The organism is Leptospira ainazelensis (assembly GCF_016918785.1).
GTDB classification, from domain to species: domain Bacteria; phylum Spirochaetota; class Leptospiria; order Leptospirales; family Leptospiraceae; genus Leptospira; species Leptospira ainazelensis.
The window spans coordinates 59,364-79,050 of sequence record NZ_JAFFPT010000019.1 but is presented as its reverse complement, the minus strand read 5'-3'; the positions used below and the strand labels follow the sequence as shown (position 1 = coordinate 79,050).

Annotated in this window: 18 protein-coding genes; 7 read left to right on the top strand and 11 right to left on the bottom strand. The window is 39.5% G+C overall.

The genetic code is table 11. The annotated features are described in order from the left end of the window. Positions 1–61: 61 nt before the first annotated feature. The 6 genes from JWG44_RS04980 to JWG44_RS04955 all read right to left on the bottom strand — a co-directional run bounded on the left by JWG44_RS04980 (position 62) and on the right by JWG44_RS04955 (position 6,563). Positions 62–526: a DUF721 domain-containing protein gene (locus JWG44_RS04980; RefSeq protein ID WP_205273872.1), complete on the bottom strand. Its 465-nt coding sequence runs from the start codon at positions 524–526 to the stop codon at positions 62–64. Beyond that, the gene (gene recF, locus JWG44_RS04975; protein WP_205273871.1) at positions 523–1,620 is read right to left on the bottom strand and encodes a DNA replication/repair protein RecF; all 1,098 of its coding nucleotides are present in this window, start codon (positions 1,618–1,620) and stop codon (positions 523–525) included. The genes JWG44_RS04980 and recF overlap by 4 nt, the downstream gene beginning before the upstream one ends. Next, positions 1,620–2,741 (bottom strand): DNA polymerase III subunit beta, encoded by a 1,122-nt coding sequence (gene dnaN, locus JWG44_RS04970; RefSeq protein ID WP_205273869.1) that lies wholly within the window; start codon positions 2,739–2,741, stop codon positions 1,620–1,622. Before dnaN ends, recF begins: the two co-directional genes overlap by 1 nt. A gap of 306 nt (positions 2,742–3,047) precedes the next feature. Next, a complete protein-coding gene (dnaA, locus tag JWG44_RS04965) occupies positions 3,048–4,391 on the bottom strand; it encodes a chromosomal replication initiator protein DnaA (RefSeq protein WP_205273914.1) in 1,344 nt (447 codons plus the stop codon). Positions 4,392–4,694: 303 nt separating this feature from the next. Continuing rightward, the gene (locus tag JWG44_RS04960) at positions 4,695–5,633 is read right to left on the bottom strand and encodes a hypothetical protein (protein ID WP_205273867.1); all 939 of its coding nucleotides are present in this window, start codon (positions 5,631–5,633) and stop codon (positions 4,695–4,697) included. 6 nt (positions 5,634–5,639) lie between these two features. After that, positions 5,640–6,563, bottom strand: a complete 924-nt coding sequence (locus tag JWG44_RS04955; protein WP_205273866.1) for a branched-chain amino acid transaminase — start codon at positions 6,561–6,563, stop codon at positions 5,640–5,642. 144 nt (positions 6,564–6,707) lie between these two features. Here JWG44_RS04955 and mnmG point away from each other — a divergent pair, with 144 nt between their 5' ends. Then, positions 6,708–8,615 carry a tRNA uridine-5-carboxymethylaminomethyl(34) synthesis enzyme MnmG gene (gene mnmG / locus JWG44_RS04950; protein WP_205273864.1) on the top strand — a complete coding sequence of 636 codons (1,908 nt, stop codon included), beginning with the start codon at positions 6,708–6,710 and terminating at the stop codon, positions 8,613–8,615. 1,402 nt (positions 8,616–10,017) lie between these two features. Continuing rightward, positions 10,018–10,608, top strand: coding sequence for a DUF1963 domain-containing protein (locus JWG44_RS04945; RefSeq protein WP_205273862.1), 591 nt, complete (start codon positions 10,018–10,020; stop codon positions 10,606–10,608). Positions 10,609–10,808: 200 nt separating this feature from the next. On the opposite strand, the gene JWG44_RS04940 is transcribed toward JWG44_RS04945, so the two are convergent. Next, positions 10,809–11,537, bottom strand: a complete 729-nt coding sequence (locus tag JWG44_RS04940; RefSeq protein WP_205273861.1) for a hypothetical protein — start codon at positions 11,535–11,537, stop codon at positions 10,809–10,811. A 154-nt stretch (positions 11,538–11,691) separates the two neighbouring features. Between JWG44_RS04940 and JWG44_RS04935 the strand changes: the two genes are divergently transcribed. Next, entirely contained in the window at positions 11,692–13,146 is a 1,455-nt protein-coding gene (locus tag JWG44_RS04935; RefSeq protein WP_205273859.1) for a M20/M25/M40 family metallo-hydrolase, read from the top strand. A 275-nt stretch (positions 13,147–13,421) separates the two neighbouring features. On the opposite strand, the gene JWG44_RS04930 is transcribed toward JWG44_RS04935, so the two are convergent. Beyond that, a complete protein-coding gene (locus JWG44_RS04930) occupies positions 13,422–13,865 on the bottom strand; it encodes a MarR family winged helix-turn-helix transcriptional regulator (RefSeq protein ID WP_205273858.1) in 444 nt (147 codons plus the stop codon). A 180-nt stretch (positions 13,866–14,045) separates the two neighbouring features. On the opposite strand from JWG44_RS04930, the gene JWG44_RS04925 reads away from it, so the two are divergent. The 4 genes from JWG44_RS04925 (at position 14,046) to JWG44_RS04910 (ending at position 17,664) form a co-directional block, all read left to right on the top strand. Further along, entirely contained in the window at positions 14,046–14,810 is a 765-nt protein-coding gene (locus JWG44_RS04925) for an RsmG family class I SAM-dependent methyltransferase (RefSeq protein ID WP_205273856.1), read from the top strand. Beyond that, positions 14,788–15,549 (top strand): ParA family protein, encoded by a 762-nt coding sequence (locus tag JWG44_RS04920; RefSeq protein ID WP_205273853.1) that lies wholly within the window; start codon positions 14,788–14,790, stop codon positions 15,547–15,549. Before JWG44_RS04925 ends, JWG44_RS04920 begins: the two co-directional genes overlap by 23 nt. 2 nt (positions 15,550–15,551) lie before the next feature. After that, on the top strand, positions 15,552–16,424 hold the full coding sequence (locus tag JWG44_RS04915; RefSeq protein ID WP_205273851.1) for a ParB/RepB/Spo0J family partition protein: 873 nt from the start codon (positions 15,552–15,554) through the stop codon (positions 16,422–16,424). Between the two features lie 217 nt (positions 16,425–16,641). After that, positions 16,642–17,664: a metallophosphoesterase gene (locus JWG44_RS04910; RefSeq protein WP_205273850.1), complete on the top strand. Its 1,023-nt coding sequence runs from the start codon at positions 16,642–16,644 to the stop codon at positions 17,662–17,664. A gap of 116 nt (positions 17,665–17,780) precedes the next feature. On the opposite strand, the gene JWG44_RS04905 is transcribed toward JWG44_RS04910, so the two are convergent. Genes JWG44_RS04905 through JWG44_RS04895 form a run of 3 tightly spaced genes read right to left on the bottom strand, consistent with a single transcriptional unit; the run spans position 17,781 to position 19,660 of the window. Then, positions 17,781–18,296 (bottom strand): YaaR family protein, encoded by a 516-nt coding sequence (locus JWG44_RS04905; RefSeq protein ID WP_205273848.1) that lies wholly within the window; start codon positions 18,294–18,296, stop codon positions 17,781–17,783. Further along, positions 18,293–18,640 (bottom strand): bactofilin family protein, encoded by a 348-nt coding sequence (locus JWG44_RS04900; RefSeq protein ID WP_205273847.1) that lies wholly within the window; start codon positions 18,638–18,640, stop codon positions 18,293–18,295. Before JWG44_RS04900 ends, JWG44_RS04905 begins: the two co-directional genes overlap by 4 nt. Next, positions 18,641–19,660 carry a M23 family metallopeptidase gene (locus JWG44_RS04895; RefSeq protein ID WP_205273845.1) on the bottom strand — a complete coding sequence of 340 codons (1,020 nt, stop codon included), beginning with the start codon at positions 19,658–19,660 and terminating at the stop codon, positions 18,641–18,643. Positions 19,661–19,687 lie beyond the last annotated feature (27 nt).

Below are 19,687 nucleotides of genomic sequence, written 5' to 3'. Positions count from 1 at the left end.
TTCAGACCTCAGGAATAGTTTTCCTGAAAACCATAGGGAGGCAAGGAAATTCATTTATTAATCAAAGATATTGAAGAATCTCGAGATATCGTTTTTTAACTTCCGGATCGGTTTCCTTCTCAAGGATGGCAATTAAATCCTCTTTGCCCTCTAATCCTTTTTTTTCTTTCGTTTCGGGTAGTTTGGAGAAGCCGGAATTCGTTAATTTCCCGATGGAAATTTCCAGAGAACGAACTACACCTTTTCCAAGAAACTGAGAAGCCTGTCTCAGAATTCGGTTTTGAAGAAAAAGCAATTCTTGTTTATAAGCGTTGTGAGAAACGATGATTCTTAATTTGCCGAATTGAATGGAATTGACTTCGGAATGAGAAGCGAAGACCGGACCGACAATTTCTTTCCAACGATTTCGGAGTGTGTTTAGGGAAATTTTTTCTTGGAGACTTTCTTCGGTGATGCCGAGTTGATTGAGGACGGATTTGAATTCGTCAGTTTCAATTTTTTTCGAAGAAATAAGATCGTCTTTCATTCTACCGAACGAACCTCTCCGTCTTTGATCATAAAGATTTGTTTCTGGTCCTCGAGTTTACCGACATAATCCTGAATTCCTTCCAAATCGGTCGTTGTGAAAAAAGCTTGGCCTGCGTTGATGACTAAGTCCACAAAATACTCTCGTCGTTTGACGTCCAATTCTCTGATAACGTCGTCTATCAATAAGACCGGCGTCTTATTTAGAATATTCTTATAATAATTAAAAGTGGCCGCTTTTAAAGCGATTACCGTACTTCTTTTTTGACCCTGGGAACCGAATTCGGTAATGTCCCGCGAATCGGTTCCTATAAAAAGATCGTCGCGATGAATTCCTGCGGAAGTATAACCGAGTCTGAGGTCGCGTCCAAGATTTCGACTGAGTTTTTCGAAAAATTCCAGTTCGTCTTTGACGTCCGGTTTGTAAATCAATGTAAGACCGTCCCTTCCGCCGCTCAATTTGTCCAAATTTGTTTGATAGAATGAATTCAATTCTAAAACGATTTCCCGCCTTTTGTTTAGAATGATCGTCCCTTTTTCCACAAGTCTCTTTTCCCAAATGGAAAGTTGAGAAGAATCCGAATTTCCCGTTTTTAAAAGAGCATTTCTATGCTTTAAGATTTTATTATATTCTAGTAGAGAATCCAAATAAAAAGGATCAAAAGAAGAAATAAACGCGTCGATAAACTTTCGTCTTTCAGCGGGTCCGCCTTCTATGATTTTTAAATCCATCGGCGTTAAAAGTACGGTGATGAATTTTCCGATCAGATCGGTTCGCTTTTTAATATCTTCCTGATTGAATTTTAATTTTCTTTTTACAGTAGGTTTTGCAGTATAACCGATTTCTAAAACTGATTCTTTTTGATTTTCTTGAATTCTGCCTCTAAGAAAATAATTCTCTGCGCCCCAGCGAATTAAATTGCCGTCCTCGGATTCCCGGAAACTTTTGAGCCAGGACAACATACAAATCGCTTCGAGAAGATTTGTTTTTCCCTCTCCGTTATCCCCTACAAAAAAAATAAGCCTGGAATAAAAGTCCAGGCTCAACTCTTCATGACTTCTAAAGTTTTGAAGTGTAAGATGTTTTAAAAACATTAAATTTTCATCGGCATAATCACCGAGATAAATTCGGGGTCGGATGGATCTTTAAAAATTACGGGCGAGCTTGAATCGGAGAATTCGATCCTAACTTCGGTATCGTCGATGGATCGAAAAATATCCATGAGATATTCTCCTTTGAAAGCGATCGTAACTTCGTCTCCGGAATATTCGATCGCCTTATTGATGCTCGCTTCCGAAGCTCCGAGAGTTTGCGCAAAGAAGTTGAGATTGTTTTTTGTAAAGGTCAGTCTTACTTGTCTAGAAGGTTCTTCCGCAGCGGTCATAACTTGTCTAAGAGAAACTTGGAATTCTTCTTTAGAAATCGAAGTGGAGAATTTAGTACTCTTAGGAATGACTTGTTCGTAGTTCGGAAAGTTTCCTTCGATCAACTTACAAAGCAGTTCTATGTTGTTTGCAGATGCGTAAATCTGACTGTCGATCAAACCGATATTACCGGTTTCCGAAGTTGCTATCATTTTTGAAATTTCACGGATGGCTTTTGCAGGAACGATGATCGATTCTTTGAATTGTAAAGGCGCCGGAAGTGTTCTTTCAATCTTGCAGAGTCTGCGGCCATCGGTCCCGACAAAAATTAATTTTGTTTCATTAGGAATCATATAAAGGCCGTTGAAAATAAATCTTTGATCTTCATGAGCGATCGCATACGAAGTTTTACGAATCATATCGTTGATCAAAGTGATAGGGAAAGAAGAAACTTGAGAAGAATTCACTTTGGATATCGTTTTGATTTCTTCAGCGTCCATACCCGAAATTTTAGATTTGTAATCGTTCTTTCCGGATGCGTCCGTAATATATGCGATCGAAGATTCTCCGTCCGATTCTTCCAAAGAAAGAATCGTTTCTTCAAAGTTGATCGTTTTAAAAAAACTGGAAAGCTGTTTTGCGGGTAAGGAAATACTTCCCGGTTGTAAAACTTCCGCCGGAACTGATGTTTTTATGGAGATCTCAAGATCCGTTGCAGAAAGAAAAACCTCTTTCCCTTCCGCTTCTATTTTAAGATTTGATAATACTGATTTAATCTCTCTTGCGGAGATAACTCCTTCAACGGAATGAATTGCTTTTAAGAACTCAGATGTGTTTACTTTGATTTTCAATTTAGATCTCCTAATATCTTACTTAATTAAATAGGTTCTTATTATTGTACAGTTGTAGGAGTAGTACCTGTAAATATGTACATAAAATCGTATTCCTATTGAATACTGAAATATGTCTCATTCTTTTTGAAAAGTGAATTTTCATTTTCGACATAATTCTTTGTAAATTTCTTCACTTGAAGCGACAGTAATTTTGCATTATGTCTTATTTACAGATTTATGAATCTTACTAAACAGGAAAAAGATAGTTTATGCACACATTATTTACAGTGTTTATAAGCCAATACCGGAAACGGATTTAGAATTTTATTGGAGTCGGTATCGAGAGCTGATTCTTTCCACCAAAAATCGCATATCTTTGCTTTTAGAAAGTAAGTCTTCTGCTTTTCTAACGCCGTGGATAACCGTCGTATGCTGGGTTTGAAAAAGTCTTCCCACTTGCGATTTATTAACTTTGAAGATAGTGTGTAGGAGATAAAAGCAAATATGCCGCGGGATGATGAGTTCTTTCTTTCTACTTTTTCCCATAATTTCAGAGGGATCTAAACTGAATTCTTTTGCGACCGCTTCGATGATTCGGTCGTGGGAAAATTCCACGTTCTTCTTTCTATAAAGTCGATTCTTTACGATTTCCTTTACTTTTTCCAAGTTTAGAAATAGTAAAGAATAGGACTTTTTATACAGATAAATATCGTTGAGCGCACCGAGAAGAAGTCTTGTATCTTCTTCGATTTGATCCGATAGAAAATCCAAGATATCCTCGCTCAAACCTAAGTCCATAATCTGAGAATGATGTGCGACGATCCCTCTTCTTATTTCCCTATCCGGATATTGAATGTCTGCCTGAACACCCGTAACGAATCTTGATTTCAATCTTTCGTGGATCGGAAGTTCGGAACTAGGTCGATCGGATGCGATTACGATCTGTCTTCTTCTTTCAAAAAGAAAATTAAATAGAGCGAAGAATTCATCCTGAGTTTTTTCAGCGTTTGTGGAAAGAAGTTGGATGTCGTCTACGAGCAGACAGTTGTAAGACTGGTACTTTATCTTAAAACTTTCGATGAGTTCTCTGGATTGAAGAGCGAAACGAAACTCATTCATAAACGAAGAGATGTCAACGTAACAAACGGTCTTCCATGGATCCTTTTTTAAGAGTTCGGATCCGATTGCATGGAGTAAATGAGTCTTTCCAACTCCGACGCTACCGAATAAGTAGAGAGGATTGATCTCCGCCGGTCTTCTCACACATTCTTTCGCGGCGGTGTAAGCTAAACGGTTGCAATCTCCTACGATGAACGATTCGAACGTATAGTCGGGATTGAACTGAAAATCTTTTTGATCGAAGGATTTTTCAAGAATGGTTTGAAGGGGGGAGACTGGTTTTGTTTCGATTAAAATTTCAACCGGAATTTTATCTCCACAGGCTTCTAAGATCGCACTTTCAATGATGTTTTGATATTTTCTTTCAACGTGAGTTTTGATCGTCGCGGAGGGAGCTATGATCGTACATTTTTCAGAGTTAAGAGTTTCTAATTTTAGGGTATCAATGAACCTTTCAAAGTATTGAGGAGATATTTTCTTGGAAACTTCCTCTAAAATTTTATTCCAAACTAGGTTCAACTCTTCCTCCAAGAAAACAAAAACAAAAATTCTCTCTTACAAGAGATTTTTACGAGTTTGATTTGGATCGTTTTCTCCAAATCGATTGAATAGGGCTATTTTTCACTTTTCCTCCGGAGTCCCGGAGCTTGATGAATGAGAATACACTATTTTTGAAAGAACTCTTGTACTCAAATGAAAATTCCGGAATCGGAATTTTCTCTCGAAAAAAGGAAGGGTTTATGCAATGAATAATAAATTATGTCTCGAAAGAACTTTGGAGTCGTTTTTTGATTTCGTCTAACGTGTGTTTTATAAGATTATAAGAAACTATATTCATAAAGATGAATATTTTTAGAGAGAAAGGTGGAAAAAGAGTCTGGAAAGGGCAAGACTTTCCAATCCGATGATTCTTTTGTGAATCTCTGACTTGAATTGAAAGATCGCTTCTATCTTTGAAAGATGATTCTCGTATCCAGTTTTAGTATATTCGTAAATTAGAAGTAGGCTTACCAGTTCTAGAAATTCTTTATAAGAAAAATTTTCTTTCCATTCGGGGTGTTCGTCTTTGTAGGAATGGATCCAGGATTCTAATTTTAATAAATCGAGCTGTGTTTCGATTCGATCTTTGATCTTTTCCTGCACTAATTCGATCACTTCCTTTGGACATTCAAAGGAAAGCATACTGCCTCCCTGAAAAGGAAGTATCGGAAGATTGAATCGGGAATGAATTTTTTGAAGAGCTTCCTGATTGAGATAATGAAACGGAACACAGATTGCCCTACTTACGATTGTCTCTTTCAGTTTATCTAAATTGTTTACGATAAAGATGAATCGCGAGAATGGAGGAGCCTCTTCCAAAGATTTTAAAAGTGCGGTCTCCGCTTCATGGCCGATCAAAGACGCATCCGGGAAAACGATAAAACGAAATTTAGATAAGTGAGGTCTGTAGTTGAGTCTGGAACGGATCAACCATCGAATCGTAAATTCTTCCGGGTTCTCTTCGTTCCCGATCGGAATGATCTTTCCGCTTTCCTCCGGAAAACGAATGTAATCCGGATGTGAATTGTGCATGAATGCTTTGCAGGAAGCGCAGACCCCGCACGAGGTTCCTTCAAAACAAAGTACTTGTTTGATAAACCTTTCCGAAGCGGATTCTTTTCCGGTTCCATCCGGTCCATGAAGGATCAACAGTGGAGGGATCATCTCGGGTCTGGAAGAATATCTTTTTAGAAAGGTAAGCGCAGTCTCTTGTCCTAAGATATCGTCCAGATGAAATGCGGAAGAACTCATTCTAATTTAATAAACCGGCGTTAACCAATGTCTGTATTTTTCTTCTTTGTTAATCACAAGATTGAAGAATAAACTTTGAATCTTTTTTGTGATGGATCCCATCTCGCCGTTGCCGACTTTTCTGTGATCGATTTCCGAAACCCAAGCGATTTGAACTCCGGTTCCTGAAAAGAAAACTTCGTCCGAGATATAGAGTTCGCTTCGTGAAATATCTCTTTCGATCACTTCGATCCCATTGTCTCTCGCGATCTGAAGAACGCTTCTTCTTGTAATTCCTTCAAGCAAAGAAGAGTTCACTCCGGGGGTTATGATCTTTCCGTCGCGGACAAGAAAGATATTTTCCGCGGATCCTTCGCTTACAAATCCGCGCGCATCCAAAAAGATGGCTTCATCAAATCCGTTTTGAACCGCTTCTGATTTTGCAAGAGCCGAGTTGACGTAACCTCCGGAAACTTTGGAAAGAGTTGGGATTACCGCGTCGTCGAATCTTCTCCAACTAGAAACCATTGTTTTTAAGCCGCGCTTCGTATCTAAGTAATCATTCAATTGAAGAATGTAGATTGCAAGTTCGGTCGGAACGTCGTGAAAACGAGGTGAAAGTTGAAGCGCCGATGTATAAACGAAAGGACGAAGATAGATGTTCTCTTTGTATCCGCACTGACGAATCAACTCGATTGTTATGTCTCTCAATTCTTCCTTTGTCTTTTCCAACTTCAACTGCATGATTTTAGTCGAGTTGATAAGCCTTTGAAAATGGTCTAAGATACGAAATAGATAGATGTTGTCGGTGTCTTTATCGTAATAACCTCGTAAGCCACCGAAGACGGTGGTTCCATATTGAAGGGCGTGCGTCTGGATGCTGATCTTAGCTTCGGATTCGGGAAGGATTTTTCCTTCAAAATAGGATAGTTTCTTGATAGATACTGCCATAGAACAGGAACCTGATAAGTGATATAATTCCATGAATCAATATGTTAGGTCTCTTGTCGATTGCATCTTGTAATCAAAGCGCTCGTTACTTGCGAAACATCTCATTCTTAAATTTGTAATCTATTTTCAGGAAGTTGAATCTCCATGGTTGAATCCAAGACCCCATCCGTTTTTCCAAATCGTTTTGATTGTATCGTGGTCGGCGCCGGTCACGCCGGTTCCGAAGCCGCATATATCGCTTCCAAAGGTGGAGCCAGAACTTTACTCATCACGATGAACCTAGATACGATCGGTCAGATGTCTTGTAACCCTGCGATCGGCGGTATTGCAAAAGGACATATGGTTCGAGAAGTCGATGCCCTCGGTGGAATTATGGGCAAGGTGATCGATCATACCGGAATTCAATTTAAGATGCTCAACACTTCGAAAGGTCCGAGTGTTTGGGCGCCGAGAGCACAGGCGGAAAAGAAAGAATATCAACTCAAAGTAAAACATACTCTTGAGGCTGAAAAGAATCTTTCGATTCGCCAAGACACGGTGGAAGAATTGTTGATCGAAAATGATTCCGTGATCGGTGTGAAGACCGGGCGAGGATTTGAAATTTATACCAATCACTTGATTTTAACTACGGGAACATTCCTGTCTTCACTCGTTCATATCGGAACTTACCAAAATGAAAACGGAAGAATGTGCGAGCCGACAGTAAAAGGATTATCCAAGTCGCTCGCTAAGTATAACTTGAAGCTGGGAAGATTGAAGACAGGGACTCCGCCGAGGATTCATAAAAACTCCGTCGACTTAAGCGTTCTTGCGATCCAAGACGGTGACTTAGTTCCTTCCCCCTTTTCTTTTTCCACGGATAAGATTACACGAAGACAAATTCCTTGTTATATCACTTACACAAATGCGGAAACTCACAAGATCATCCATGAGAATCTAAGTCTTTCACCGATGTATTCCGGACAAATTCAAAGCACCGGCCCGCGCTATTGTCCTTCGATCGAAGATAAGATCGTAAGATTTGCAGATCGAGAAAGACACCAGATCTTTTTGGAACCGGAAGGGTATGAGACGGCGGAAATTTATCTCAACGGAGTTTCAACGAGTCTTCCGGAAGAAGTTCAATGGAAGCTAGTACGTTCTTTGAAAGGATTGGAGAATGCGGAGATTCTCCGACCCGGTTACGCGATCGAATATGATTATGTGGATCCGACGGAATTAAAGCCGACCTTAGAAACTAAAAAGATAAAAGGTCTTTATCACGCAGGTCAGATCAATGGGACTACGGGTTATGAGGAAGCGGCGGCTCAAGGTTTAGTCGCTGCTTACAGCGTCTTGAATTCTTTAAAGAATCAACCTCCTCTTTTGTTCAAAAGAAGTGAATCCTATATCGGCGTTTTGATAGATGATCTTGTTCATAAGGGTGTGGAAGATCCCTATAGAATGTTTACTTCTCGCGCGGAACACCGACTTCTTTTAAGACAAGACAATGCCGACCATCGATTGATGAAATACGGTTACGAACTTGGACTCGTGGATCAAACCTCCTTTGATCGGATGAATGAAAAGTATGATCGAGTCAGTTCTGTTCGTGAAAAGATTTATCAAATTCCGTTAAAACCTTCTGAAGAATTTCAGAATCTTTTGAATCAAAAGGAAATCACGAATTACAAATTCGGGATGAAGTTAGATTCGTTTTTAAAAAGACCGGAAATCAAAATCACCGACGTTGAATTTATGATACCTGAAGTTCAATCTTGGTCGGAGTTGGACAAGGGCATTCTCGAGATGGAAATCAAGTATGAAGGTTATATCAAAAGGGAACTCGAAACAATTCAATGGAAGACCAAGTATTTGGATCTAAGTATTCCGGAAGACTTGAGTTACGATACGATCGCAGGTTTAAAGAAAGAGGCGATTCAAAAATTAAATACTCATCGACCGATGACGCTCGAAAAAGCGGCGCAGATTTCAGGAGTGGATCCAAGCGATATTGATCTGCTCCTTTATCATATCAAAGGAAGAAAGAAACAAGAGGCGGGGACTTCTTAATTCTCCCGACCTACTCTTGTCGGAACTCCGACTGCGTTTCATAGGAAACGTTTTTGAAAAGCCCGGTTCTTGCCGGGTTTTTCTTTTGGGACTCATCTTCTTAGCCGATCACCGATGATTTCTCTAAACTTTTAATTTAGAATATTGCGATCAAAGAAACCCGCCACGCATTTCGAATCTTTGTGGATTATTTTTCTTCTTCCATTGTACGGCTTTGGGAATTGAAAGAATCAGAAGATTTCATTCAAAGGAGAATTCTTTTACTCCGTTTTCTCGGAGTTCCGACCCAAACTGCAACCTGTCCTCTAGTCTACAAAGTGATTCAATCGCTGGATTAAAAAAGGAAACGATTCAAAAGTTAAATACGCTTCGACCGGTGACACTCGAAAGACGGGCAGATTTCAGGATGGATGCAAGCGATATCGATCTTCTTCTTTATCAGATCAAAGAGATAGAGAAACAAGAGGTGGAGACTTCTCAATTTTCCTGACTGACTTTTGTAGGAACTCCGTCCACGTTTCACATGAAACGTTTTTGGAAGTCCGGCGGGATTCGGGCTTTTTCGTGTGAGGGGATTGAGTTTAAATCGAATGATTACTTGTTGAGCTTTTAACATCGAAATGACTTTGGAAAAGAATTCAGATTCCCTGTTGTTTTCTCGTTCAATGAAGAGTTCCTACGTCCCAGAAAATATAAATCGGAACGAGAAATAAATCTCGAGAAATTCAAAGGAAAAGAAAACGAGAATTCTATTTTGAGAATGCTGATGAACTTTCAACTTGATGATTTCAGATTCATTCTTGATACACTCAGGGATTTTCTATTCTTGAGGGTCGAATGTTTCCGAGTGGAAAACAAGAAAGCAGAAATCGAATTTATAAACTTGCAAAAGAATTTCGATTCGGTTGGAAAAATTTCAGAGCTTTTTTTGTTCCGCAGTGCTGATCGAATCGAAGAAAGATGTTTTTGGGAATTTATCTGGAGATTCTTACCTCGATATACGGAAAATGTTTTTGAAACGCTCAGGCGAATCCTTCGATCTTTTCTTTTCGAGTATTGAAATTTCCAATGAACTGAATCAAGACATTCTTCTTAAAATTAAAAAGGCACGAGAATTTTTTCACCAAAATGTTCACGAGGAGGGCGTTATAGATAGTTAAGTCAGGAAATTCCTTTTGTATTCAAATAAGTCTTTCTGAGTTTTTACGGTTGCTCTCAAAAGATCCTAACCTTCTCTGCATTTACAAGTGGAAAGAAATGAATCCCTGCATGAAAATCAAATTCCCCATTTGTGAAGTTTGATTTAGAAAAGCACGATGTATAAGAAATTACATCGCCCTTTTTCTAGACACGCATCGATCTTTTCTTTCGAAGAACTTAAGAAACTTAAAGAGGCTTTGCTGTGAAACCAAAAAGAATTCTAATCTCTACCAACTCAAAAATTGATTTAGGAAAATCGAAATTTGGCGGTAATCCAGACCTTCCTGACGGAGTATTTTTTCCTAAAGACGATTCAGGGAGTGCTATTCCTTTTTTATGCCAATTGAATCTAAAAGATTTTGAAAACGAAATCTCAACGAGAGGACTCTTGTTTTTCTTCTGTCAACTGGACGATACAACAGAGTTTGGAAGCGTGATTTTCGTAACTGAGGAGGCTTCCTTGAAGTCAGTAGTCCCCGAAAATATAAATACAAAGTATATGGATATAGAGTATCCATTTACGGAATGTGCTATCTCTTATAAAGACATGGATGAAGTGGGAAGAAACGACAAAGATTATTTTGCAACTATGAAACTGTCACGATTTGGAGGTGAAGTTTTTGTGTCGGGTGCGGATCATTCTAAAGACGATCGTCTTTCACTTCTCCAAGTAAATACAAACGAAATAAACGCCTTGAAAGGAAACGTTGAAACCATTTTGCATTTTTTTATCGATAAAAAAGATTTAGAGCAGAAGAATTTTAGCAATGTGTTTGTGACAAGTCAGCATTGATTTTCAACAGGGGCTTCTATAAATCTTAAAGCCTTGTACTCAGATCGTAAAATTTTCAAAAGCGAAGTTTTGTGATGAGGATTCCAGTAAAAGTGAGAGGCTCCGTTTTCACCCTACAGTGGGAACAAAGTAGAAAAGCCAAAGTGAAAGTCGGGCGAGAGAACCGGGCTTTTTAACCGGTTCTCTGATCTGTAAAATGCTTATTTGTAAATGAGCTCGTGAGTTTTGAGAAGTTCCCACTTATTGTTTTGTTTCACGTGAAACGTAAAACTAATAAGCCGATTATCGGGTCCGTAATTGAGTTGGTTTTTTCGTTCTTGTTCCCCTTGGACATTGGTCCTCGTAAGAAGATTTCCTTTTTCATCATACTCAAACTTAGTCGAAGCGATTTGTTTTTTCTCTTCGTTGTATATATTTTGAATCAAGATCTTCGGATTCTTCTCGTCCCGAACCAAGGTGAAAGTTTCAACTTCCTTAGAATCAGACCAACTTGTGTTTCCCGATTTCGCGAATTCTTTTTCCCAAGCAGTGACGCTGGATTTGAGTAACAGTTTATTTTCCCGATCGAAAACTTCGATCAAATCGATCTGCCCTTTTGGATTGTATCGAAATGTTTTTGTTTCCACAAGAAGATTGTCTTTATTGAAGAGTTCCTCACGAACAACCTTTCCTTCCTTATACTGAAATTGAGTGGAACCGTCAGCCTTGCCTTCTTCATTTTGATAGGATTCTTTGGTTAGTTTTCCGTTTGTGTCGTATTCATAATTCGCAGAGTAGATTGTTTTACCGGTCGCGTTTTTAACGACTTCTCGAATCGGACCGTTCTGAGTATTTCCGAAAACGTATCTATCAATATGCGACCATTTTCCGGGAGTTACCGCAAAGAGAAATCCTGGAAAAAGCAGAAAAAGAAATATAACTCGAATCATTCTATAACCTCTACCCTTCAATCATCGGAAAAGAAATCAAAAGGTTAACCTCCAATTCCAACTGCTTTCACTAAAAAGACGAAGATCGGATGATTTAATGCCTTGAAAGGAAATCGAGACACGTTATTTTCTTCCGCACTGAGGAGAATGAAAGATGAATTGGAAGAAGATCGGCTTTGGACTTTTAGGAGTCTTGGTTCTGTTTTTACTATATACGATTTTTATTACGGAGAAAGGAATCCAATCCTTAACTCCAAAAACGAAGTTCGAAGAAAGAGACTACGGGAAACTCGCTGAAGAAGCATCCAAGGACTTGCAGTCCTATCTAAGAATCAAAACAATCCGGGGAAATGAAAAACAAGCGGCTCTATTTTTAAAGAGTCTTTTTGACAAACGAGGAATTAAAACTACGATCTATGATGTTCCGGGCAAACCGGAAAGAGCGAGTATCATGGCCGAGATCAAAGGGAGCGATCCCGAAGGCGGTTTGATTCTTACAAATCACTTGGACGTAGTGGAAGTGAATGAAAGTGAATGGATACATCCTCCTTTCGCAGGAATAAGAGTCGGTGATCGAATTTATGGTCGCGGCGCGGTGGATACGAAAGGTCTGGGGATTATGGAACTCTATGCTTTTTTCTTAATCCACGATTCAAAAATAAAACTCAAAAAAAATCTGATGTATCTTGCGGTTTCCGACGAAGAAAGTCGTTCCGAATTTGGAATGCGTTTTTTGATCGCGAATCACAGAGAGATTTTTAAAGGATACGAATTTGTTCACAACGAAGGCGGGGTCGGAACAAAGGATGTGGTTCTGAAAGGAAGTAAGATTTTCAATATTCAACACGCAGAAAAGGGCGCGGTCTGGTTGGACTTAGAAAGCGAAGACATTTCCGGTCATGGAAGTACTCCACCGGTGCAGTACGCGGCGCTCAATCTTATAGATTTTCTCCAAGAAATAAAAAAGATGAATGAGATCACAATCATTAAGGATGAAACTGCGTCCTTCTTTTATCAGATGGGCGAGGTAAGTCCCTTTCCAAATTCATTTGTGTTGAAAAGATCTAGAAATCCTTTGTTGGGAATCATTCTAAAAGGAGTGATCCAAACAAATAAACATTTAAGAGCGATGACGAGTAACTCCGTAAGCGTAACCGGAGTCGATACTCATTACGCAGGGATCAATGTCATAACTTCTAAGGCGAATGGAAGTATCGATATTAGAATTCTCCCCGGATTTAACGAGAATGAAGTTTACGAAAAAGTGAAGAAGCTCGGGGAAAAATATAAGGTCAAGGTAACTGCGAGACATTTGGAGCCGGGGACAACTTCTCCAGTCGATTCAAAATATTTTAAAGTTCTTTCCGGGATCGTGCAGCAGGTGGTTCCCGGATCTGTGGTCACTCCATTCTTATCGCCGGGGACAACGGATTCTTCTTATTTAAGAGTCGCGGGTTTTAAATGTTACGGATTGATTCCATCGTTGATGAGTTCGGAAGAGATCGATGGAATTCATGGAAAGAATGAAAGTACAACGATTGAACATCTAAAAACCGGAATTGAAATTCTTCACAAGTCGGTAATTGAATTCAACAACGTCGAAGACTGATTCCTTTTTTCTTTATTTCAAGGCGACGACCTCGCCTTGAAATACTTCTCTTTTTGGAAGCCTGCGCTTTCAGATCCGATCCATTCCTCAGTCCCTTTGATTAAAGCGGCAAAGTAAAGATTCAAAAGAAAAGGTATGTTAAGAAAATTCTTCCAAAGGTATAAATCGAAAATGTTCGAAGATCGTTTAGTTCGCTTTGAACAATTTTTGTTCACTGAGATTTTGCATTTTAGAAAAATCAATACGCTGATCCGCAATGGAAGAATTTTCGATCTTTATTGATTCTCTTCATTCATATCCTTAAAAATAAAACGGAGTTCTTTCAAAACGATCAACAATTCTTGCCGTTTTCCGACCGGAAAGTTTTGCAGCAAATTTTCGAAATGGCTCGTAATCTTTTTAGGCAAAGTTTTTTCCAATGAGCGACCGGTTTTTGTTAGAGTGATGATCGTGGCACGTTTGTCTTCGTCGGAAACTTGACTTTTTACCAACTGATTTTGAACCATTCTCGCAACCATACGAGAAGCCGAAGGAGCATCCTGCAAAGTTACGTGAATGATTTCCTTTTGAGTCAGTGATTCTTTTTCCCAAAGAGTGGCAAGAACCTGCCATTGTTCGGGAGTTAAGTTATAGTCTCGAAGACAACGAGAGAGTTCTCTTCTAAAAAGTAGAGCGACTCTATGAAGATTGAAACCGAGTTGTTGATCTAAGATAAACATTGTAATAACTTTTTTACATAGGCTCGGTTGGTCAAATATAATTGCTCGAACAAATAAAGAAGAATCCGCAAAAGCCGAACAAGCTCCGAGGAAATTTTCTATCTTTTCTTTTCACTGAAATCTTTATCCTTCGCAAAGAATCTGTAGAGACAGATGCGGTCTGGATTCTATTTTAGCATCATGCAAGATCCGTTAGAATTTTCAGTGGAATCGATTTTGGAACGATTGAAAGAAAGATTTCCGAAAGAAGCGGATGAAATTCTTCCGTTGTTTGATTGGGAATTGATCGCTAACTTTTCAAAATTCTTAAGAGAAAAGAATGAAGCGGGAGGTTTTTTTTCCAAAAGGGATTCCGAAGAAATTTTGGATCGTCACGTCTTAGAATCGATTTATCACATCTATAGAATTTCAAAAAAAGTCGGTTCTTGGAAAGGAATTCAATTGGGGGATGCAGGAACCGGTCCTGGAATTCCAGGATTCTTTTTTAGATGTTTGAAGGACCATCCGGTCGTATTTCTGATCGATTCTCAAAAAAGAAAATTGGCTCATACCGAAGAGTTTGTGAAATTAAATATTATTTCCGATGTGAAGTTTAAGTTCATTCGTACGGAAGAATCGAAACTCAATCTGAATTATGTCGTATCACGAGGTTTTATTCCTTATCCTTACAGTGCGGAAGCCGTTTGTAATCTTGTAAAGATGGGTGGAACTTATGTCCCATTTTTAGCAAAACGTGATATTCCTTTCAAAGTAGAAAAGGAGGTTCTTGCAAACTCAGGATTTGCACTGGAATCCACTGAAGATTTTCCTTCTCTTGAATTTTTAGGGATGCGACATATTAAATTCTTGAAAAAGGTTTCTAGCCCGAGGCATGGTTATCCTAGAGCTTGGAAGGATATCAGCAAGGAGAGTAAGGGCGGAAATGGGAAAAATAGTATCCATTAGTAATCAAAAGGGCGGGGTCGGAAAAACGACAACTTCCATCAATCTTGCGGCTAACCTTGCTTCGATCGGAAAAAAAGTTCTGATCATCGATATGGATCCTCAGGGAAATTCCGGATCCGGCCTTGGATTGGAAATCAACACACTCGGAAAAACTTCTTACGAACTTCTTTTGGGAGAATCTTCTGCCAATGAATGTATCCATAGAACAAACGTGAACAATCTTCATATCATTCCTTCCAACATCAACTTGAGCGGTGCGGAAGCGGATCTTCTCGCGGAGGATGAAAGGGAATATAGATTGAAGAATGCGGTTTCGGAACTTCGTACTGAATACGATTACATTCTGATCGATTGCCCGCCTTCTTTGGGAATTCTTACCATCAACGCTCTTTGCGCCGCGGACAGCGTGATGATTACTCTTCAGACGGAATACTTTGCGTTGGAAGGTTTGACTCAACTTATGAAAATTATCTCCCTCGTTCAAAAACAATTAAATCCTTCCTTGGAATTGGAAGGTGTGCTTTTGACGATGTTTGATAAAAGAACGAATCTCGCAAATCAAGTCGCGGAAGATGTGAAGTCCTATTTTAAAGATAAAGTTTATACGACGATCATTCCGAGAAACGTAAAATTAAGCGAAGCGCCGTCTTTTGGACAAACCATTATGAGCTACGATCCGGAAGGAGTCGGAGCTCAGAGTTATAGAAGTTTAGCTCTGGAAGTTGCAGGGAAGAATTAAGAATGGCGATCAAACCCAAAGCCCTAGGAAGAGGCCTTGGAAATTTAATTCCGGTCAATGAAAACAAGGCTCCGATCGACGCATCTTCCGAGGGAGCGTTGCGTGAAATTCGAATTAGCGAAATTCGACCCAATCCAAGTCAGCCGAGAAAAACTTTTTCGGAAGAATCCCTCAAGGAACTTTCTGAAACGATCAAAGCTCACGGTGTCATTCAGCCGATCGTAGTAAAACAATTAGACGCCGGATATGAAATTATCTCCGGTGAAAGACGTTATAGAGCGTGTAAACTTGCGGGTTTCGTAAAAATCCCCGCTATTGTTAAGAATGTTTCCGAAAATCAATCGATGGAAATGGCGATCATTGAAAACATTCAAAGAGAGGATCTCAACCCGATTGAGGAAGCGATCGCGTACAAAACTCTTTCTGAAAAGTTGAATCTTAAGATTACGGATATCTCCGCTCGAGTCGGAAAAAATCGGTCCACAATTTCAAATTTGATTCGCCTTCTTCAACTTCCCGACGTAGTTCAGGATTTGATTAAGAATGGAAGAATTTCCGAAGGTCACGCGAGGCCTCTTTTATCCTTAGCCGATCGGAAAAAGATCGAACAACTTGCATTTCAAATCGCAGAAAAAGGTCTTACCGCAAGACAAGTAGAAGAATTGGTTTCCAATCTAACGGATGAAAAACCGGTTACTGAAAAGAAAAAATCCCGCAAAGACGTGAACATCGTCGACCTGGAAAATAAGTTTCGAAAGAAATATTCGATGAAAATCGAAATCGGTCACAACCAAGGTTCCGGTAAAGGAAAGATGACGATCGTTTATCCGAACTTGGAAGCGATGGAAAAAATTTTGAACGCGTTGGGTTTATAATTTTCCGCACTCAGCTTTTGAATTCTAGTCAAGTATTTATTTATGTAAGGTTGTTAAAAACAAGTTCAGCCGTTAAAATCTGAAATCGATCTAAGCGCGAAAGGATAGGTTATAAAAATCCTTTCGCCCGCGTTACAAGTTTGCCTATTCTATTGAGCGCGAGATTGAAATTTTATGGCGATTTCAATTCCTTTCAGGTTGGCGTGCCGGAGAAATTATGAAAGACATTGTCATCGGCGACATTCATGGTTGCTATGATGAATTGATTCTACTTTTAGAAGAAGTAGGATATTCCGAAAACGATAGAATCATATCCGTCGGTGATATCGTGGATCGCGGCCCTGATTCCGTAAAGGTCTATGATTTTTTCAAGGAGAACCCGAGGCACATCGTGGTCATGGGCAATCACGAAAATAAACATGATAATCATGTATTATCCTATTCCCAGGAAATCGTCAAATTGCAGTTCGGAGATCGCTATCAAGAATTCTTAGACTGGATACATGACCTTCCGCTTTATTACGAAACTGAATCCGCGACCATCGTCCACGCCGCCATTGAGCCAAATGTTCCTTTGAACGAACAAAGGAAGGAAGTTTTGATCGGTAGTACTTCCGGAGAAAAATATCTTACCAATAAATTCGATTCTGAAGATTGGACTAATCTTTATAAGGATGAAAAACCGGTCATTTTCGGACATCGAGTATTAGGCGATGGCGTTCAAATTTACGGAGACAGAATATATGGAATCGAGACGGGAGCTTGTTTTGGCGGCTTTTTATCAGCGGTTACACTTCCCGATTTTAAAATATTTTCGGTCCGATCCGCCAAAAATTATTGGAGATCTGAAATGGAAAAATGGCAATTACCGGTTTTACGATCAAAACCTTGGAGAAAATACGAATTAGAAAAAATTCAAAAGGAAATTTCTAAAGTAAAAATTTCGAAACAAGAGGAGGTTATCCAATTTATCTCTAGTGTAGAGAATTGGTTTCGATCTTTAGAAGCGGTTTATGAAAAAATCAAAGAAAGTATAGAACACAAGGCGGTGCGGATTCTCGAGGAATTTGGATCCGATTCTTTTATCCAAACAGCCAAAAAATATGAATATTCTATATTTCTAATTTTAGCGATGAGGAATCGTTTGGACGTCACAAACTTAAAAAACTCACTTAAGACACCCGAACGAATATTACAACTCGCAAACCGACTCGAAATTGAAATCGAAGATCCGTTCTGAGTTTTGTTAGAATTTTTTAGTCTGAGCGATTTGAGCAAGATTGTAAATAGGATGCCGAAAAACGCCTTGATTCGCGGTTTCTCGAGTTGGATATTTTTTCAGAAGGATCTAAAATCTTATTCCTGGATATCCAAAAGTAGCCCACGAATATCCGTCAGCGATTTCAAAAGTTTAAACGCAGAATTTCCCTCGTTCATGATGAGTTCGGCGAGAATTTGAATTTTCTCATCGATGATCCTCACAACGTGATAGATTTTCTTCGCCTCCCCTTTCATTCTTCTGGAAAGGGTTTCAATTCTCATGTTCTGATCGATTACGGCTCTGGTGATTGCCTGAACGTGTTTTTGATACGCTTCTAAGTTTCCGATGGAAGGAAGGTCTAAAAAATTTTTTTCAATCTCGGGCAAATCTCTCCAGAGTGCGTTGAGATCTTTTGTGGATTCTGAACCGGATGGAACAATCTCTTCTAGGATATCGAGAAAGGAGGAAGAAACGGGAGCCTCAATGTTTTCGGTTTGATTGACGGAACTTCCTCCGTTTAAGGAAGATAAACCATTCTTCTTCCCTTTGGAAGTTTGTCTTGTTTCGGTTTCTTTACGAGGTGGTTGATAAGGTGGTATGAGTACTTTCAATTTGCAACTGGGTTGATCTTACAATTGCCTTCGAATTGTACTCCTTCTTCCATCACGATTCGAGGAGCGATAATATCCCCTTTCATTCTGCAAGAAGCGAGTAAAGTGACTCTTTCGCTGGCGTAAATATTCCCATTGATTTCACCGCCGGCGACCACAATTCGGGCTCTGATATCCGTATCGACGATTCCGGATTTACCGATTAGGACTTTTCCTTCGGTTTTTATCGAACCTCGAAAAATTCCGTCGATTCTCAACAAACCGGAAAGTTTAAATTCGCCGCTGAATTCAGCGCCTTCGCCAATGATACTATTTACGATTAGGTGTTCTTCTGTTGTCGCCATTCAGTCCTGAATTTGGTTGAGGAAAGCAAACGGGTTGATCGCTCTTGTTCCAACGTGGATTTCATAGTGGAGCATGTAATTGGGAGATGATTCTGTTTTTCCGACAAAGCCGATCACTTCGGTTTTCGAAACTTGCTGTCCTTGTCTTACTTTCAAACGATCCATATTCGAATAGATCGTTTTCCATCCGTATTTGTGAGCGACTTTTACAAAGTAGCCGGTGTTTTTTGTAAAACCGATTTCATAAACGGTTCCTGGAGCGGTTGCCATAACTTCGGAGCCTGCAAAGGATCCGATATCCACTCCGCTGTTGTATTCTTTTCTTCCCGAGATCGGATTAAAGTAAGCGCCGTAAGGATAAAGAACATAACCTTTTACAGGCCAGATCGACGGAGTTTGTTTTAGAATATTCTTTCTCTTTTTAAGAATCGAAATGATATCTTGCGTAAGTTCGTTGCTTATTTTTAAGTTGTGAACGTCTTCTTTCAATCGGAAGACAGCAGCGCCTTCCGGTAAGTCGTTTCCTTGAGGATTGGAAGATTTGGGTTCAATGATGGACGGCGGTTGTGTGGAAAGTTGTTCGGCTCCGCCGATTCCTTTGGAAACTTTTGCCGGATCCCCGCCGAGTCTAACGTAAAGTCTCGCCAATCTTCCGTAATAGTATTCAACGTATTCGTGAAGAGAATTGATCTCTTCTTTCATCTTTGCCGATTGTCTGATAAAGTCTTTGTTGGAAAGATTGAGTTCCGTAAGTTGATGTACTGAACCGCTGTGACTCAGAACGTTGATGGAGCTTATGATTAGAAGAATAAAAATCGTTCCTATAAAAATGGAAATCGCCCTATAAGAAATATGAAAGTTGATGGTTTTTTGTTCCGAGTGCGGAATCACCATCACAGTAAGTCTTTCTCTCCCTTTTCGATTGAGTTCGGAAAGTTTAAGATCGAGTTTTAGTTTGTACTCCTGATACTTATAACGGAGTCTATAATAGATAAGTGCGAAAGTTGCTTTGATATCCACGGTTTATGTCCCGAAACTTGGTTTTTA

Bases quoted from the DNA above. Each gene is read 5' to 3' on its own strand.
- JWG44_RS04980 (WP_205273872.1), bottom strand. From the start codon at position 526: ATGAAAGACGATCTTATTTCTTCGAAAAAAATTGAAACTGACGAATTC.
- recF (WP_205273871.1), bottom strand. From the start codon at position 1,620: ATGTTTTTAAAACATCTTACACTTCAAAACTTTAGAAGTCATGAAGAG.
- JWG44_RS04960 (WP_205273867.1), bottom strand. From the start codon at position 5,633: ATGAGTTCTTCCGCATTTCATCTGGACGATATCTTAGGACAAGAGACT.
- JWG44_RS04955 (WP_205273866.1), bottom strand. From the start codon at position 6,563: ATGGCAGTATCTATCAAGAAACTATCCTATTTTGAAGGAAAAATCCTT.
- mnmG (WP_205273864.1), top strand. From the start codon at position 6,708: ATGGTTGAATCCAAGACCCCATCCGTTTTTCCAAATCGTTTTGATTGT.
- JWG44_RS04940 (WP_205273861.1), bottom strand. From the start codon at position 11,537: ATGATTCGAGTTATATTTCTTTTTCTGCTTTTTCCAGGATTTCTCTTT.
- JWG44_RS04935 (WP_205273859.1), top strand. From the start codon at position 11,692: ATGAATTGGAAGAAGATCGGCTTTGGACTTTTAGGAGTCTTGGTTCTG.
- JWG44_RS04930 (WP_205273858.1), bottom strand. From the start codon at position 13,865: ATGTTTATCTTAGATCAACAACTCGGTTTCAATCTTCATAGAGTCGCT.
- JWG44_RS04925 (WP_205273856.1), top strand. From the start codon at position 14,046: ATGCAAGATCCGTTAGAATTTTCAGTGGAATCGATTTTGGAACGATTG.
- JWG44_RS04920 (WP_205273853.1), top strand. From the start codon at position 14,788: ATGGGAAAAATAGTATCCATTAGTAATCAAAAGGGCGGGGTCGGAAAA.
- JWG44_RS04915 (WP_205273851.1), top strand. From the start codon at position 15,552: ATGGCGATCAAACCCAAAGCCCTAGGAAGAGGCCTTGGAAATTTAATT.
- JWG44_RS04910 (WP_205273850.1), top strand. From the start codon at position 16,642: ATGAAAGACATTGTCATCGGCGACATTCATGGTTGCTATGATGAATTG.
- JWG44_RS04900 (WP_205273847.1), bottom strand. From the start codon at position 18,640: ATGGCGACAACAGAAGAACACCTAATCGTAAATAGTATCATTGGCGAA.